The organism is Pantoea sp. LMR881, from assembly GCF_027157825.1.
GTDB lineage: Bacteria > Pseudomonadota > Gammaproteobacteria > Enterobacterales > Enterobacteriaceae > Pantoea > Pantoea haifensis.
Window position 1 is genome coordinate 301,826 of sequence record NZ_JAPVOK010000002.1, and the last position, 15,512, is coordinate 317,337.

At 48.4% G+C, this 15,512-nt stretch carries 11 protein-coding genes, 2 tRNA genes, 2 other RNA genes and 2 pseudogenes; 8 read left to right on the forward strand and 9 right to left on the reverse strand.

The window, feature by feature from the left end:
* The first annotated feature begins 2 nt into the window (after positions 1–2).
* Positions 3–1,919, forward strand: coding sequence for a DNA topoisomerase III (locus tag O3W44_RS03190; RefSeq protein ID WP_269291963.1), 1,917 nt, complete (start codon positions 3–5; stop codon positions 1,917–1,919).
* The gene (locus O3W44_RS03195; protein WP_269291964.1) at positions 1,916–2,215 is read left to right on the forward strand and encodes a DUF1496 domain-containing protein; all 300 of its coding nucleotides are present in this window, start codon (positions 1,916–1,918) and stop codon (positions 2,213–2,215) included. The genes O3W44_RS03190 and O3W44_RS03195 overlap by 4 nt, the downstream gene beginning before the upstream one ends.
* A 29-nt stretch (positions 2,216–2,244) precedes the next feature.
* On the opposite strand, the gene xthA is transcribed toward O3W44_RS03195, so the two are convergent.
* From xthA to O3W44_RS03230, 7 genes are all read right to left on the reverse strand, one after another.
* Complete coding sequence (gene xthA / locus O3W44_RS03200) at positions 2,245–3,051, reverse strand: exodeoxyribonuclease III (RefSeq protein WP_269291965.1); 807 nt, start codon at positions 3,049–3,051, stop codon at positions 2,245–2,247.
* A 186-nt stretch (positions 3,052–3,237) separates the two neighbouring features.
* Positions 3,238–3,371: non-coding RNA, RtT sRNA (locus tag O3W44_RS03205), on the reverse strand.
* 38 nt (positions 3,372–3,409) lie between these two features.
* Positions 3,410–3,539, reverse strand: a non-coding RNA gene (locus tag O3W44_RS03210) — RtT sRNA.
* Between the two features lie 38 nt (positions 3,540–3,577).
* Positions 3,578–3,662, reverse strand: a tRNA-Tyr gene (locus tag O3W44_RS03215).
* A gap of 41 nt (positions 3,663–3,703) precedes the next feature.
* Positions 3,704–3,788, reverse strand: a tRNA-Tyr gene (locus tag O3W44_RS03220).
* Between the two features lie 144 nt (positions 3,789–3,932).
* Positions 3,933–4,781 (reverse strand): formyltetrahydrofolate deformylase, encoded by an 849-nt coding sequence (purU, locus tag O3W44_RS03225; protein WP_269291966.1) that lies wholly within the window; start codon positions 4,779–4,781, stop codon positions 3,933–3,935.
* A 56-nt stretch (positions 4,782–4,837) separates the two neighbouring features.
* Positions 4,838–5,293, reverse strand: coding sequence for a YchJ family protein (locus O3W44_RS03230; protein ID WP_269291967.1), 456 nt, complete (start codon positions 5,291–5,293; stop codon positions 4,838–4,840).
* Between the two features lie 97 nt (positions 5,294–5,390).
* Here O3W44_RS03230 and rssA point away from each other — a divergent pair, with 97 nt between their 5' ends.
* The 5 genes and pseudogenes from rssA to O3W44_RS03255 all read left to right on the forward strand — a co-directional run bounded on the left by rssA (position 5,391) and on the right by O3W44_RS03255 (position 10,898).
* A complete protein-coding gene (rssA, locus tag O3W44_RS03235; RefSeq protein WP_269291968.1) occupies positions 5,391–6,296 on the forward strand; it encodes a patatin-like phospholipase RssA in 906 nt (301 codons plus the stop codon).
* A gap of 99 nt (positions 6,297–6,395) precedes the next feature.
* Positions 6,396–7,412: a two-component system response regulator RssB gene (gene rssB / locus O3W44_RS03240; RefSeq protein WP_269291969.1), complete on the forward strand. Its 1,017-nt coding sequence runs from the start codon at positions 6,396–6,398 to the stop codon at positions 7,410–7,412.
* 193 nt (positions 7,413–7,605) lie between these two features.
* Positions 7,606–8,513, forward strand: a pseudogene (galU, locus tag O3W44_RS03245) (UTP--glucose-1-phosphate uridylyltransferase GalU).
* A gap of 22 nt (positions 8,514–8,535) precedes the next feature.
* The gene (locus O3W44_RS03250; protein WP_269291970.1) at positions 8,536–9,876 is read left to right on the forward strand and encodes a UDP-glucose dehydrogenase family protein; all 1,341 of its coding nucleotides are present in this window, start codon (positions 8,536–8,538) and stop codon (positions 9,874–9,876) included.
* A gap of 14 nt (positions 9,877–9,890) precedes the next feature.
* The gene (locus O3W44_RS03255; protein WP_269291971.1) at positions 9,891–10,898 is read left to right on the forward strand and encodes an NAD-dependent epimerase; all 1,008 of its coding nucleotides are present in this window, start codon (positions 9,891–9,893) and stop codon (positions 10,896–10,898) included.
* Between the two features lie 92 nt (positions 10,899–10,990).
* On the opposite strand, the gene hns is transcribed toward O3W44_RS03255, so the two are convergent.
* Positions 10,991–11,398 (reverse strand): histone-like nucleoid-structuring protein H-NS, encoded by a 408-nt coding sequence (gene hns / locus O3W44_RS03260; RefSeq protein WP_269291972.1) that lies wholly within the window; start codon positions 11,396–11,398, stop codon positions 10,991–10,993.
* 424 nt (positions 11,399–11,822) lie between these two features.
* Here hns and tdk point away from each other — a divergent pair, with 424 nt between their 5' ends.
* Positions 11,823–12,443 (forward strand): thymidine kinase, encoded by a 621-nt coding sequence (gene tdk, locus O3W44_RS03265; RefSeq protein ID WP_269291973.1) that lies wholly within the window; start codon positions 11,823–11,825, stop codon positions 12,441–12,443.
* Positions 12,444–12,498: 55 nt separating this feature from the next.
* Here the strand turns inward: tdk and adhE are convergent.
* Positions 12,499–15,187 (reverse strand): annotated as a pseudogene (gene adhE, locus O3W44_RS03270) (bifunctional acetaldehyde-CoA/alcohol dehydrogenase).
* Between the last annotated feature and the right edge of the window lie 325 nt (positions 15,188–15,512).

Consider the following 15,512-nt stretch of genomic DNA (forward strand, 5'->3'; position numbering starts at 1 on the left):
AGATGCGTTTGTTTATAGCGGAAAAACCGAGTCTTGGCCGCGCCATTGCCGATGTTCTTCCAAAGCCACATCGACGCGGTGAGGGCTTTATTGCCTGTGGTAACGATCAGATTGTGACATGGTGTGTCGGACACTTATTAGAACAGGCTCAGCCCGATCATTATGACAGCCGCTACGCACGCTGGTCGCTGGCTGATTTACCGATTATTCCCGAAAAGTGGCGTCTGCAACCGCGTCCTTCCGTGGCTAAACAACTGAAGGTAGTTGAAAAGCTCTTAGCCCAGGCCAGTGAAATTGTGCATGCAGGCGATCCCGATCGTGAAGGGCAGTTACTGGTCGATGAAGTGCTTGATTATCTTCAGCTACCCGCCGATAAGCGCAGCAAAGTCCAGCGTTGCCTTATCAATGACCTTAATCCGCAGGCGGTCGATCGTGCGGTTAACCGACTGCGTCAAAACCGGGAATTTATTCCTTTATGCGTTTCTGCGTTAGCAAGAGCGCGTGCCGACTGGCTTTATGGCATCAATATGACGCGCGCCTGGACACTGTTAGGACGTAACGCAGGCTATGACGGCGTGCTGTCAGTCGGACGTGTACAGACGCCAGTGCTGGGTCTGGTGGTGCGGCGTGATGAAGAGATAGAGAACTTCCTACCCAAAGATTATTTCGAAGTAAAAGCACATATTGTCACGCCGGATAATGTGCGTTTTGTGGCGAATTGGGTACCCAGCGATGCCTGTGAACCCTGGCAGGATGAGGAGGGACGATTACTCAACCGTACGCTGGCGGAGCATGTGGTCGCGCGCATTAGCGGCAAACCCGCTATCGTTACGGCTTACAGTGATAAACGCGAGAGTGAGGGCGCGCCGCTGCCATTTTCGCTTTCCAGCCTGCAAATTGAAGCGGCAAAACGTTTCGGTTTAAGCGCACAAACGGTGCTGGATACCTGTCAACGATTGTATGAAACGCATAAGCTGATTACCTATCCACGTTCAGACTGTCGCTATCTGCCAGAAGAGCATTTTGCCGGGCGAAATGCGGTACTGAATGCAATCCAGGCTCATCAGCCGAACCTTACGCCGCCAGGCGACTTTAGCGCAGATCGTAGGAACCGCTGTTGGGATGATAAGAAGGTCGATGCGCACCATGCGATTATTCCTACGGCGCGCTCCAGCGCAGTGAAGCTCACAGAAAATGAACAAAATGTTTATGGCTTAATTGCACGACAGTATCTGATGCAGTTTTGCCCTGATGCCGTATTTCGCAAATGTGTGATTGATTTAGAGATCGAGAAAGGCAAATTTGTCGCCAAAGCCCGCTTCCTGGCTGAAGCGGGTTGGCGCGCACTGTTAGGCAGCAAAGAACGCGACGAAGAAAATGACGGAATGCCGTTACCTGTTGTCGCGAAAGATGATGAGCTGCTGTGTGAGCGCGGCGAGGTGCTGGCAAAGCAGACTCAGCCGCCAAGACCCTTTACTGATGCGACTTTACTGTCAGCCATGACCGGCATTGCGCGTTTTGTGCAGGATAAAGAATTAAAGAAAGTGCTGCGGGCAACCGATGGTTTAGGTACAGAGGCCACGCGAGCAGGCATTATCGAACTGTTGTTCCGTCGAACGTTTTTAGTGAAAAAGGGACGCTATATCCATTCTACTGAAGCCGGGCGTGCTTTGATTCATTCACTGCCCGATTTGGCCGCGCGACCGGATATGACAGCGCAATGGGAATCGACGCTGACACGCATTAGTGAGAAATCCTGTCGCTATGAAGATTTTATGCAGCCGCTGGTGCAGACATTAACTGGCATAATCCAGCAGGCACGACAACAGCCGGCAGTACAGGCTTTGCGTGGTTTGCCCGCTACCAGCAAAAAGCGGCCTGTACGTAAAACTAAACGTAAAATCAAGGAGACTGAATGAGGCGTTACTCCGCGCTAGCCTGGTTGATTCTGGCGCTTTCCAGTGGAGCCGTGCAGGCTAATAGCCGGTATCACCAGAATGAGCAAAGCAGCAGTCCGGATGTGGTGGTAGACATGCCACCAGAAGTCTGGGCGCAAGGGCAGAATCGTCAACCGGACTGCATCAGATGCTGTATTTTCAATAACCGTAACTATAGCGAAGGGGCGGTGGTTAAATCAGAGGGGGTATTGTTGCAGTGTGCCCGGGATGAACAGTCGCTCGGAACGAATAATCTGATCTGGAAGATAGTTAAGTAAAACAGCGTGGCATCAAGCCACGCTGTTTTTTAGAACCGGAAGGTCGACCAAACTGGAGCATGGTCTGACGGTTTTTCCATGCTGCGGATGTCGTAATCAATACCTGTTTCACTGCAACGTGACGCCAGCGGCTGACTCGCCAGTATTAAATCGATGCGTAAGCCACGGTTGTCATCAAAGCCTTTGGAGCGGTAATCAAACCATGAAAAGCGATCGGCGCTCTCTGGATTTTTATCGCGCCACGTATCCACCAGCCCCCAGCTTAACAAACGATCCATCCACTCGCGTTCTTCTGGCAGGAATGAGCATTTGCCGGTGCGTAACCAGCGTTTGCGGCTCTCTTCACCAATACCAATATCCAGATCGGTGCTGCTGATATTCATGTCGCCCATGATCAAGACCGGTTTGTCGGCCTTCAGGGATTCTGTGAGATAACTTTGCAGATCGCGGTAAAATTTTTCTTTGGCTGGAAATTTTGTCGGATGATCGCGGCTTTCACCTTGCGGGAAATAACCATTGATGACAGTGATATCGCCGACTGGGCTGGGGATTTCCGCCATAATCAAGCGACGCTGTGCCTCATCATCATCGCCTGGAAAACCACGGCGCACTGAAACAGGCTGAACTTTGGTTAACAGCGCAACGCCGTAATGTCCTTTCTGACCGTGGTAGAACACGTTGTAGCCCAGCTTCGCAACCTCTTCGAGAGGAAACATTTCATCGTGAACTTTCGTTTCTTGCAGGCCAATAACGTCAGGCTGATGCTGTTCGACTATTGCGGCTAACTGATGTGGGCGCGCACGCAATCCATTGATGTTGAATGAAACAAATTTCATGGTGTTGACCATTGTTCTCATAAAAGATGCGCGGGATAGTAGCGATTTTTCAGGGAAAAGTCATGGCAGACGCTGAGTGTTTGTACCGATAATGGCGATTAGCGTTATTTAAGATCGAAGCTTCTCATCCTTCTCTCGCAGAGTCGGGTAAGTTAGGCAGCCTGGGGAGGTGAACAGATTATTTAATGGTGATGGGAGAAGGATAATTCGGCGCGCTGCGCCTCCCTCACCCTGCGGGCCGCGCTGAAGCGCGTTGTCTCGCTGCGCTCGGCTCGAACCTTCGGGTCGAAGCTTCTCATCCTTCTCTCGCAGAGTCGGGTAAGTTAGGCAGCCTGGGTGAGGTGAACAGAATATTTAATGGTGGTGGGAGAAGGATAATTCGGCGCGCTGCGCCTCACCCTGCGGGCCGCGCTGAAGCGCGTTGTCTCGCTGCGCTCGGCTCGAACCTTCGGGTCGAAGCTTCTCATCCTTCTCTCGCAGAGTCGGGTAAGTTAGGCAGTCTGGGGGAGGTAAACAGAATATTTAATGGTGGTGGGAGAAGGATTCGAACCTTCGAAGTCTGTGACGGCAGATTTACAGTCTGCTCCCTTTGGCCGCTCGGGAATCCCACCGGGGATATTTCGTATTGATTCAGGCAATGCGGCGATTCAGATGGTGGTGGGAGAAGGATTCGAACCTTCGAAGTCTGTGACGGCAGATTTACAGTCTGCTCCCTTTGGCCGCTCGGGAATCCCACCATGGCCTGAATCATTATGCCTGAAAGCGGGGCGCATCATACCAAATGCGTTAAAGGTGTAAAGCGCCCAGACAGAAATGATGATTCGTTTGCCCACTTTTTGCGCGCGGCGCTGAATTACTAAGCAATTCAGCACCCTCGGCGCTTAAAGTATAATCGTGCGATTGCCGTAAACGAACACGCGCTGGCCGAGAACTTTATATAATGCACGGCTTAACACGTTTTTTTCTACGTCACGACCGGCGCGCATCATTTCATCAGCGGTATAGCTGTGATCCACATTAATCACATCCTGCATGATGATAGGGCCTTCATCCAGATTGTCATTAACGTAGTGCGCCGTTGCGCCAATAATCTTCACGCCACGTTCGTAAGCCTGATGATAAGGACGCGCACCGATAAAGGCTGGCAGGAACGAATGGTGAATGTTGATGATCTGGTTAGGATAACGCTGAACGAACGCTGGCGTTAATACACGCATATATTTCGCTAACACAACGTAATCTGGTTGATAACGGTCAATTTCATCGGCCATGCGATTATCATGTTCTTCGCGCGTTAAGCCTTCATGGCTTACCAGGGCAAAAGGAATGTCGAAACGCTCAACCAGAGAGCGTAACGTTTCGTGGTTGCCAATAACGGCAGCAATTTCCATATCCAGACCGCCAAAAGCACTTTTCATTAGCAAATCGCCGAGACAATGCGCTTCTTTAGTCACCAGAATGACTACGCGGCGACGACCTGCGCTGTGCAGCTCACGTACTGATCCCTGGGGCAGGGCGCTGTCAAGATCGGCCAGCAGTGTGTTGTCGTTAAAAATCCCTTCCAACTCTGTGCGCATAAAGAAACGCCCAGTGCGATGATCAACAAACTCATTGTTTTGCACGATATTGAGTTCGTGCTTGTAACAAATATTGGTGATTTTGGCGATCAGACCTTTTGCATCTGGACAAATGGTACGTAAAACTTTTCTTTGCATGGTTTGCGCTTGCATCTCTATCAGAGTCCTGTCAAAGCATTAAGGGTAAAACCGTTGTGCTGGCAATGCGCTCAGCCGCAACATTTCTTGTATTTTTTCTCGGAGCCACAGGGGCAACGATCGTTGCGCCCCACTGGCGGCGCTGTTCCATCAACATAGTACCAGCGTTGATCCTCGCGAAGAAAGCGCGAACACTCATAGATAGCATGAATGTCCGTTTTTTCGCGGTATCGCGCAAAAAAGGTAACGAATGCTTCATTATCATGGCATCCATGATTACAACGAGTTACATTCAGGCTTAGCCATTCGGTGTCCTGAAAACTTTCAGACAAAAGCCCTGCCAGTTTCGGCTCACGCCTGGCAGGATGCCAGGTGGCAATAAGATAATCAGCGTCTTGCATCACATAGGCGCTATAACGTGAACGCATTAATTGTTCAGCGGAAGCCGGGATTTGGTTACCCTTAAGAAAGGGTTCGCAACATAAGCTATACTGCTTCCCGCTGCAGCAGGGGCACTTTTCAGACACGAAAACTCCTGAGAGTGATAAGAATCAATAATAACAAACGCTATGGTAGCCGACCCCACGCTGCGAAGCTATGTATTGACGCAGGACCAGAGATTAGATGAGAAATGTAAAGATTGGCTTGGCCTTGGGTTCCGGGGCCGCTAAAGGATGGGCACACATTGGAGTCATCAAAGCACTTGAACGTGCTGGTATTGAAATTGATGTCGTAGCAGGATGCTCAGTCGGTGCATTGGTCGGCTCGGCTTACGTTAATAACCGGTTGCCATTGATGGAAAAGTGGGTCAGTGCGTTTCGCTATTGGGATGTTATCCGGTTGATGGATGTTTCCTGGCAACGTGGTGGTCTCCTGAGAGGAGAGCGGGTGTTTAATCATGTCCGTCAGCTTATTCCTCACGATACAATCGAAGGGGGCGATAAACGATTCGGTGTAGTTGCAACAAATTTGAGTACTGGCCGTGAGCTATGGCTCACCGAAGGTGATTTACATCAGGCGGTGCGAGCCTCTTGTAGTATGCCAGGCTTATTGCCGCCGGTCGGCTACAATGGTTATTGGCTGGTGGATGGTGCAGTGGTTAATCCCGTACCGATTTCACTCACTCGCGCACTTGGCGCTGACATTGTCATTGCAGTTGATCTTCAACATGATGCGCATTTGATGCAACAAGATATGCTATCGGTAACGCCACAAAATAGTGAAGAAGAAGCCGCTGCTGCTGCGTTGACGTGGGGAGGAAAATTGCGTCAGCGTCTGGTAAATTTTACCCAGCGCCGGGCTTCACAAACGCCCGGTGCGATGGAAATTATGTCAACATCAATCCAGGTTCTGGAAAATCGCCTAAAGCGAAATCGCATGGCAGGCGATCCGCCCGATGTTCTTATTCAGCCGTTTTGTCCGCAAATTTCGACGCTGGACTTTCATCGAGCCGATGAGGCTATTGAGGCAGGCAAGGCCGCCGTTGAGAAAAAAATGGATGAACTTTTACCGCTGGTCCGTAGTAGATAATCAAGTTGTTCATTCACAGATGTCACTTCGGTCAATTCTGAAAGGCGCAAGTGCGTTTTATGAACCACTATTGAAATATCTGGTACGCAGGGGGAGAGAATGGAAAAACCACTAATCGGCAAAAAGATACTCATTGTCGAAGATGAGGCCGTTTTCCGTTCGTTGCTGGACCAATTTCTGTTATCGATGGGTGCTGTAACGTTACAAGCGGAAGATGGTATTGACGCAATTGCACAGCTACAACAGCATATAGTTGATCTAATAATTTGTGATCTTGAGATGCCGCGTATGAACGGCATTAAGTTTGTTGAACATATCCGCACGCGAGGCAACAGCGTGCCGATACTTGTGATCTCAGCAACCGAAAATATGGCGGATATCGCTCACGTGCTGCGATTGGGGGTACAGGATGTCTTACTGAAGCCGCTTAAAAATTTTGAGCGTTTCCGTGAGGCTGTTTATGAATGTCTCTATCCGTCAATGTTTACCTCTAAGGTCGAAGAGGATGAGCAGCTTTTTCAGGACTGGGATGCGCTGGTGCGCGATCCAAAAGCCGCGGCCAAGTTGCTAAAACAACTCCAGCCTCCTGTTCAACAGAGCATAGCGAGCTGTCGCGTCAATTACCGGCAGCTTACTATGGCAGAGCAGCCTGGCCTGGTACTGGATATTGCGGCGCTGTCAGATAAAGATCTGGCTTTTTATTGCCTTGATGTCACGCGTGCAGGTGATAATGGCGTACTGGCTGCGCTGCTGTTACGTGCATTGTTTAACGGTCTGCTGCAAGAGCAGTTGTCGGGGCAAAAACAGCGTTTACCTGAGCTAAATGGTTTACTTCGCCAGGTCAATTTATTGTTGCGCCAGGCTAACCTGAGTGGCCAGTTCCCCTTGTTAGTCGGCTATTATCATCGCGGTTTGAAAAATTTAATTCTGGTGTCAGCGGGATTAAATGCAACACTGCACATTCACACCCATCAAATTCAACTCAGTAATGGTGTCCCGCTTGGCACTATGGGAAGTACTCATCTCAATCAAATAAGTCAGCGTGCGGACAACTGGCAATGCCACGTCTGGGGCGTTGGCGGCCGCATTCGCCTCATGTTATCGACTGAAGAATAAGCAGATAATTTTAAATTATCCTGGTGCTGGAGACAGGACCAGGAGTTAGCTTTACACTTGGGTAATAGTCTTAAATTCTACGGATTCACTCCATCCAGGATAAATCCGTTCGATGGTAACTGATATACTCATTTCCGAATTTAAACCGACATATCAAGTATTAACTTGAACGGCCTATAAGAGAGGTATCTTGATGTCTGCCTATAAGTCCAAAGTAAAAAAGCGGTAATCCCGGTAGCTGGTTTGGGAACACGTATGCTCCCTGCCACTAAAGCGATTCCGAAAGAGATGTTACCGCTGGTTGATAAGCCGTTAATCCAGTATGTCGTTAACGAGTGCATTGCAGCTGGAATTAACGAAATTGTGCTGGTAACGCACTCTTCTAAAAACGCCATTGAAAACCACTTTGATACCAGTTTTGAACTGGAATCAATGCTGGAAAAACGCGTTAAGCGTCAGCTGCTGGATGAAATCCAGTCTATCTGTCCTCCACACGTCACTATCATGCAGGTGCGTCAGGGTATCGCCAAAGGCCTGGGCCACGCCGTTATGTGCGCGCATCCTCTGGTCGGCGATGAGCCGGTTGCGGTTATTCTGCCAGACGTGATCATTGACGAGTATGAGTCTAACCCGACCAAAGACAATCTGGCAGAAATGCTGAGCCGTTATGAAGAATCGGGTCGCAGCCAAATCATGGTTGAGCCGGTTGCGGATGTCACCGCTTACGGTGTCGTGGATTGTCAGGGTGCAGAGTTGAACCCCGGTGAAAGCGCACCAATGGTGGGTGTGGTTGAAAAACCTAAAGCAGCTGAAGCACCGTCAAACCTGGCTGTGGTAGGACGTTACGTACTTTCTGCTGACATTTGGCCACTGCTGGCGAAAACGCCCCCAGGTGCAGGCGGTGAAGTTCAGCTGACCGATTCCATTGCAATGCTGATGGAAAAAGAAACCGTTGAAGCTTATCACCTCAAAGGGGTAAGTCATGACTGCGGTAACAAACTGGGCTATATGCAAGCTTTCGTTGAGTATGGTGTTCGTCACCCGGTATTGGGCAAAGATTTCTCTGAATGGCTCGATAAAGCGGTTGGCAACAAAAAGTAATTCATAACCACAGGATAGCTCAATGAAAGTCACTGTATTTGGTATCGGCTATGTCGGTCTGGTTCAGGCTGCGGTGTTGGCCGAAGTCGGACATGACGTTCTCTGTATTGATGTCGACGATAAGAAAGTCGAAAATCTGAAAAAGGGCATCATCCCCATTTTTGAACCGGGTCTGACGCCGCTGGTAATGTCAAATTACGAAGCGGGCCGCCTTAAGTTCAGTACTGACGCCGAGCAGGGCGTCAATCACGGTGTAATGCAGTTTATCGCCGTGGGTACGCCGCCCGATGAAGATGGCTCAGCCGATCTGAAATACGTTACGGCTGTGGCGCGTACTATTGCACAGCACATGAATGACCACAAAGTGGTGATCGATAAATCGACTGTTCCGGTTGGTACAGCAGATAAAGTGCGTGCAGTGATGACAGAAACGCTGCAGGCGCGTGATGCCAACATCAGTTTTGATGTGGTTTCAAACCCTGAATTCCTTAAAGAAGGTGCAGCGGTTAACGACTGCATGCGTCCAGAACGCATCGTTGTTGGTACAGATAACGATGACGTGGTTGAGCTGCTGCGTGAACTTTACGAGCCGTTTAACCGTAATCACGATCGTATGATCCTGATGGATATTCGAAGCGCAGAACTGACCAAGTATGCAGCAAACTGTATGCTGGCAACGAAAATCAGTTTCATGAATGAAATCTCTAACCTCGCTGAACGTTTAGGCGCAGATATTGAGAAAGTACGTCAGGGTATCGGTTCCGATTCTCGTATCGGCTATCACTTTATCTATCCTGGCTGTGGTTACGGCGGTTCTTGTTTCCCGAAAGATGTACAGGCACTGATTCGTACTGCAGAATCCATTGGTTATAAGCCGCGTTTGTTGCAAGCGGTTGAAGATGTTAATGACAGTCAAAAAACCAAGCTGCCTACGTTTATCAAACGTCATTTTGGTGAAGATCTGAGCGGTAAAACCTTTGCGCTATGGGGTTTGTCGTTTAAGCCTAACACCGATGATATGCGTGAAGCCTCCAGCCGTGTGCTGATGGAATCACTATGGGAAGCGGGCGCGTCGGTTCAGGCATTTGACCCCGAAGCAATGGATGAAGCGCAACGTATCTATGGACACCGCAGCGATCTCAAGCTGATGGGCACCAAAGAAGCTGCACTGCAAGGCGCCGATGGGTTAGTGATTTGTACGGAATGGCAAAATTTCCGGGCACCTGACTTTGACGTCATCAAAAATGCACTAAAAGAACCCGTGATTTTTGATGGTCGTAACCTGTATGATCCAGAGCGTACAAGCAAACGCGGTTTCGTTTATTATGCAATCGGCCGCGGAGCGTCTATTAAAATTGCGTAATTGACGAGGGATTTATGAACTTTCTGGTAACCGGCGCCGCAGGTTTTATTGGTTTTCATGTTAGCCAACGCTTGTTGGACGCCGGTCACCAGGTTGTCGGAATCGACAACCTGAATGATTACTACGATGTTAATCTTAAACAATCTCGTCTTGCACTGATCAATCACTATCCTGGTTTTACCTTTCTTGAGATGGATTTAGCCGATCGTGAAGCTATCGCATCTCTTTTCCAACAATATTCCTTTCAGCGCGTAATTCATTTAGGTGCCCAGGCTGGCGTACGATATTCCATTGAAAATCCTCATGCCTACGCTGATGCGAATCTTATTGGTCATTTAAATATTCTGGAAGGGTGCCGCCACCATAAAATAGAGCATTTACTTTATGCCTCTTCCAGCTCAGTTTATGGCCTGAACCGTAAAATGCCTTTTTCTACAGATGACACTGTTGACCATCCTGTTTCGCTTTACGCTGCAACTAAGAAAGCAAACGAGTTGATGTCACACACTTATTCGCATCTGTACCAATTACCCACCACAGGGTTACGTTTCTTTACTGTATATGGTCCCTGGGGCCGCCCTGATATGGCTCTGTTTAAATTCACCCGCGCCATGATCGCAGGCGAAGCGATTGATGTTTATAATCGGGGGCAAATGAAACGCGACTTTACCTATATTGATGATATTGCTGAAGCCATTGTGCGCTTGCAGGATGTTATTCCGCAGAAAGAGGAAAACTGGACGGTTGAAACCGGTTCACCTGCCACCAGTTCTGCGCCTTATCGGGTATACAATATCGGTAATAGTCAGCCAGTAACGTTAATGAATTACATTGAAGCAATCGAAAAAGCTCTGGGTATTACAGCCAATAAAAATTTACTGCCCATGCAGCCTGGAGATGTATTAGAAACCAGTGCTGATACCGAGGCGCTATTCAAAGCGATTGGCTTTAAGCCGCAAACCAGTGTGGAAGAGGGCGTGCAGCGGTTTGTTGACTGGTATCGGGAATTTTACAAAGTGTAAAAGTAAAAAGGAAGCTCCGGCTTCCTTTTCCTGGTCTTTAAAAAGAAACAATAGTTGAGGATTGATCTTCAAAAGCTTAAGCACTGCTGCAATTACAGTAAAAAGTCTTCCAGTTTTTTACCTTGTTCTTCAATGGCTTTTTTGATTACTGCAGGCGTGCGTCCCTGACCTGTCCAGGTTTTAGTTTCGCCATTCTCGTCAACATATTGATATTTAGCGGGGCGTGCTGCACGTTTAGCTTTGACCTGAGTTTTAGATTCAGCCAGTGCGCTTAACAGTTCATTTGGATCAATACCATCGGCCAGCAACATTTCACGGTATTGTTCAAGTTTGCGCGTACGTTCTGCATTTTCAGCTTCAGCCTGAGACTCTTCTTCGCGGCGTTCATTAACCACAACTTCAAGTTTTTCCAGCATTTCTTCCAGTGTTTCTACTGAAAATTCTCGGGCTTGCGCACGCAATGTACGTATATTATTAAGAATTTTAAGTGCTTCGCTCATTGTCCTGATCTCTGAATTATTAAAAAAGATTTGTTCTGCTCGCTAATAATAGTGTTGGCAAAAAATAACTTCAACAGCTAATGAAGTTGTACGTGGAATGAAGATTAATAAATCAGGATTAGCGCATTTATTGTAAGACTATTCGTTAAAATTTACTGAGGGCCGATAGCATTACAGAACATATGATAATAAAAGTAATTTGGCTTAGGTTACACTAACAACGCTTGTTCAGAAACAGTCTGAACGGGCGCTGTCTAAACGCTTATTAAAGCATCAGTCAGGTTTACCCGCTTATCGGCTGGCTTATCATCCGACATTCGATGTTTTTTTACGCAGCGCAAGCGGCCAAATTTACACGGCGGTGAATTTCATCTGTGCTAAAATGTCCGACATTCTGTTTCGTCTAATCTGAGATACAGCCCGTATGGCTCAACTATATTTTTATTATTCTGCGATGAATGCCGGGAAATCAACTGCACTGTTGCAGTCATCTTACAACTATCACGAACGTGGTATGCGTACACTGGTTTATACCGCAGAAATTGACGATCGGTTTGGTGCTGGCAAAGTCAGTTCGCGCATTGGTCTCTCTTCACCAGCCTCACTTTATAACGCTTCAACCCAGCTCTATGCGGACATTGCGGCAGAGCATGCTCGTCAGCCTGTGCACTGCGTCCTGGTTGATGAAAGCCAGTTTTTAACGCGAGAGCAGGTTAAGGCTCTGTCAGATGTCGTTGACTGCCTCGATATTCCGGTGTTGTGCTATGGATTAAGAACCGACTTTCGCGGCGAGCTGTTTACGGGCAGCGAATATTTGTTAGCCTGGGCCGATAAGCTGGTGGAATTGAAAACCGTTTGCCATTGCGGCCGTAAAGCCAGCATGGTGTTAAGGTTAGACAGTAACGGAACGCCGTTTAGTGAAGGTGAACAGGTGGTGATTGGTGGTAATGAACGCTATATTTCTGTCTGTCGTAAACATTATAAACAAGCCATTGAGCAAGGCTCCCTGCACGCTATTCACGGTACGCAAACACCCCATCATTAAGCTCTCATCAGGCATAAAAAAACCCGCCTTAGCGGGTTTTTTTATTTATTTCCTGTCAGGCTTTTTGGGTTTTTTTCTCCACTTTAGCGCCTGTGATCGGTTGTGCTGTGACGGCTTCGGCCACGCTTGAGAAAGGCTCAACGTAGTCACGGCCATAGTAACTGTCCAGCATAATTTGCTTCAGTTCTGCAATCAGCGGATAGCGTGGGTTAGCACCGGTACATTGATCATCGAATGCATCGTCGGCCAGCTTGTCAACTTTGGCGAGGAAATCTGCTTCCTGAACACCCGCTTCACGAATTGAGGTTGGGATCCCTAACTGCGTTTTCATCTCATCCAGCCAGGCCAGCAGCTTCTCGATTTTTTTGTGCCGTGCGGTCACCCACAGCACTTAATCCCAGATGGTCGGCGATCTCAGCGTAACGGCGGCGCGCTTGTGGGCGGTCATACTGACTAAAAGCGGTCTGCTTGGTAGGATTGTCATTCGCGTTATAGCGGATAACGTTCGCAATCAGCAGTGAGTTCGCTAACCCGTGAGGAATATGGAACTCTGACCCCAGCTTATGCGCCATTGAGTGACATACGCCAAGGAAGGCGTTAGCAAAAGCGATACCCGCAATTGTCGCGGCATTGTGCACACGCTCACGTGCTACCGGATTCTTCGCCCCTTCAGCATAGCTGGTGGGTAAATTTTCTTTCAGTAGTTTCAGCGCCTGCAGAGCCTGCCCATCTGAATATTCGTTCGCCAATACTGAAACATAAGCTTCGAGTGAATGGGTAACCGCATCAAGGCCACCAAAAGCACACAGCGACCGCGGCATATCCATAACCAGATTAGCATCCACAATCGCCATATCCGGTGTCAGTGCATAGTCTGCTAAAGGATATTTTTGACCCGTCGCATCGTCTGTTACTACTGCAAATGGCGTTACTTCAGAACCGGTTCCCGAGGTAGTGGTGATCGCGACCATACGCGCTTTTACACCCATTTTCGGGAATTTATAGATACGTTTGCGGATATCCATAAAGCGCAGCGCCAGCTCTTCGAAATGGGTTTCAGGATGCTCATACATCACCCACATAATTTTGGCGGCATCCATTGGCGAACCGCCACCCAATGCGATAATCACATCAGGTTTAAAGCTGTTCATCTGCTCCGCCCCCTTCCGCACAATGCTCAGGGTTGGGTCGGCTTCAACTTCAAAGAAGACTTCCGTTTCGATACCATGCGTTTTCAGTACGCGCGTGACCTGATCGGCATAGCCATTGTTAAACAGGAAACGGTCAGTCACGATGAAGGCACGTTTTGCGCCATCAGTGGCCACTTCTTCCAGCGCGACAGGAAGTGAGCCACGGCGGAAGTAAATAGACTTCGGAAGTTTATGCCACAACATATTTTCAGCTCGCTTGGCCACGGTTTTCTTGTTGATGAGATGTTTAGGTCCCACGTTTTCAGAAATGGAGTTACCGCCCCACGAGCCACAACCGAGGGTTAAAGAGGGGGCAAGCTTGAAGTTATACAAATCGCCAATGCCACCCTGTGAGGCAGGCGTGTTAATTAAAATACGCGCGGTTTTCATTTTGTCGCCGAAATAGTGAACGCGCTCTGTCTGATTATCCTGATCGGTATACAAACATGAGGTATGGCCGATACCGCCCATCGCAACCAGCTTTTCAGCTTTATCAACGGCATCTGCAAAATCTTTAGCCCGATACATGGCTAAGGTTGGCGACAGTTTTTCATGAGCAAACGGCTCAGATTCATCAACCAGTTTGACTTCACCGACGAGAATTTTGGTATTGGCTGGCACGCTAATGCCCGCCATTTCAGCAATCTTAACCGCAGGCTGGCCCACAATTGCCGCATTCAGACCGCCATTTTTCAGGATAATATCCTGCACGGCACGCAGTTCATCACCCTGTAACATATAACCGCCATGGCTGGCAAAACGCTCGCGAACGGCATCATAAACGCTGTCAACCACGATTACGGATTGTTCAGACGCACAAATTACGCCGTTATCAAACGTCTTAGACATCAAAATGGAGGCAACAGCACGTTTGATGTCAGCTGTCTCATCAACCACTACGGGTGTATTACCTGCACCCACACCAATCGCGGGTTTACCGGAGCTATAGGCTGCCTTAACCATGCCTGGCCCGCCTGTCGCAAGGATCAGGTTGATATCAGCGTGATGCATTAACTGATTAGAAAGCTCAACTGACGGCGCGTCAATCCAGCCGATAATATCTTTTGGTGCACCCGCCGCGATGGCTGCCTGCAGCACAATATCTGCCGCTTTGTTGGTAGCATCTTTAGCGCGTGGGTGAGGGGAGAAGATAATACCGTTGCGGGTTTTAAGACTAATAAGTGCTTTAAAAATGGCGGTTGAGGTCGGGTTTGTTGTAGGAACGATGCCGCATATCAACCCAATCGGCTCTGCTATAGTGATGGTGCCGAAAGTGTCATCAGTATCAAGCACACCGCAGGTCTTTTCATCTTTATAGGCGTTGTAAATATACTCGGAGGCGAAGTGGTTTTTAATGACCTTGTCTTCAACAATCCCCATACCTGATTCAGCGACGGCCATTTTTGCCAGTGGAATACGGGCGTCAGCAGCGGCGAGAGCGGCTGCGCGGAAGATGGCGTCAACCTGTTGTTGGGAAAAGTTGGCGTATTCACGCTGGGCTTTTTTAACACGTTCGACCAGTGTATTAAGTTCAGCGACATTGGTAACGGCCATGATGTTCTCCTAAAGGAAGTTAAACTTTTTTAGTAAACAAGCCTGATTACTGATTATAGTCACGCTGCGGTAATAAATATTTGTGTGAAAAGTTGTGCAGGATATCAAATGCTTAATAAAAAAGTTTCGCCGTATTAAGATTGCGCGTTCTTAATACTTTCGATGGGCAAAGAATACCGGAATGAGGTAGTCAAATAATGATCAAGATCAATTTATACCCAAGCTGACACCTTTCAGCTTCGGTTTTCGCTTTTATTGCACAACGTCATGGTGCGCTAAAGAAACACTTTGCAAATTTAGCGATAAAAACCAGCTCATTTTTGAT

Coding starts and splice junctions, on each gene's coding strand:
- O3W44_RS03190 (WP_269291963.1), top strand. CDS start 3: ATGCGTTTGTTTATAGCGGAAAAACCGAGTCTTGGCCGCGCCATTGCC.
- O3W44_RS03195 (WP_269291964.1), top strand. CDS start 1,916: ATGAGGCGTTACTCCGCGCTAGCCTGGTTGATTCTGGCGCTTTCCAGT.
- xthA (WP_269291965.1), bottom strand. CDS start 3,051: ATGAAATTTGTTTCATTCAACATCAATGGATTGCGTGCGCGCCCACAT.
- purU (WP_269291966.1), bottom strand. CDS start 4,781: ATGCAAGCGCAAACCATGCAAAGAAAAGTTTTACGTACCATTTGTCCA.
- rssA (WP_269291968.1), top strand. CDS start 5,391: ATGAGAAATGTAAAGATTGGCTTGGCCTTGGGTTCCGGGGCCGCTAAA.
- rssB (WP_269291969.1), top strand. CDS start 6,396: ATGGAAAAACCACTAATCGGCAAAAAGATACTCATTGTCGAAGATGAG.
- O3W44_RS03250 (WP_269291970.1), top strand. CDS start 8,536: ATGAAAGTCACTGTATTTGGTATCGGCTATGTCGGTCTGGTTCAGGCT.
- O3W44_RS03255 (WP_269291971.1), top strand. CDS start 9,891: ATGAACTTTCTGGTAACCGGCGCCGCAGGTTTTATTGGTTTTCATGTT.
- hns (WP_269291972.1), bottom strand. CDS start 11,398: ATGAGCGAAGCACTTAAAATTCTTAATAATATACGTACATTGCGTGCG.
- tdk (WP_269291973.1), top strand. CDS start 11,823: ATGGCTCAACTATATTTTTATTATTCTGCGATGAATGCCGGGAAATCA.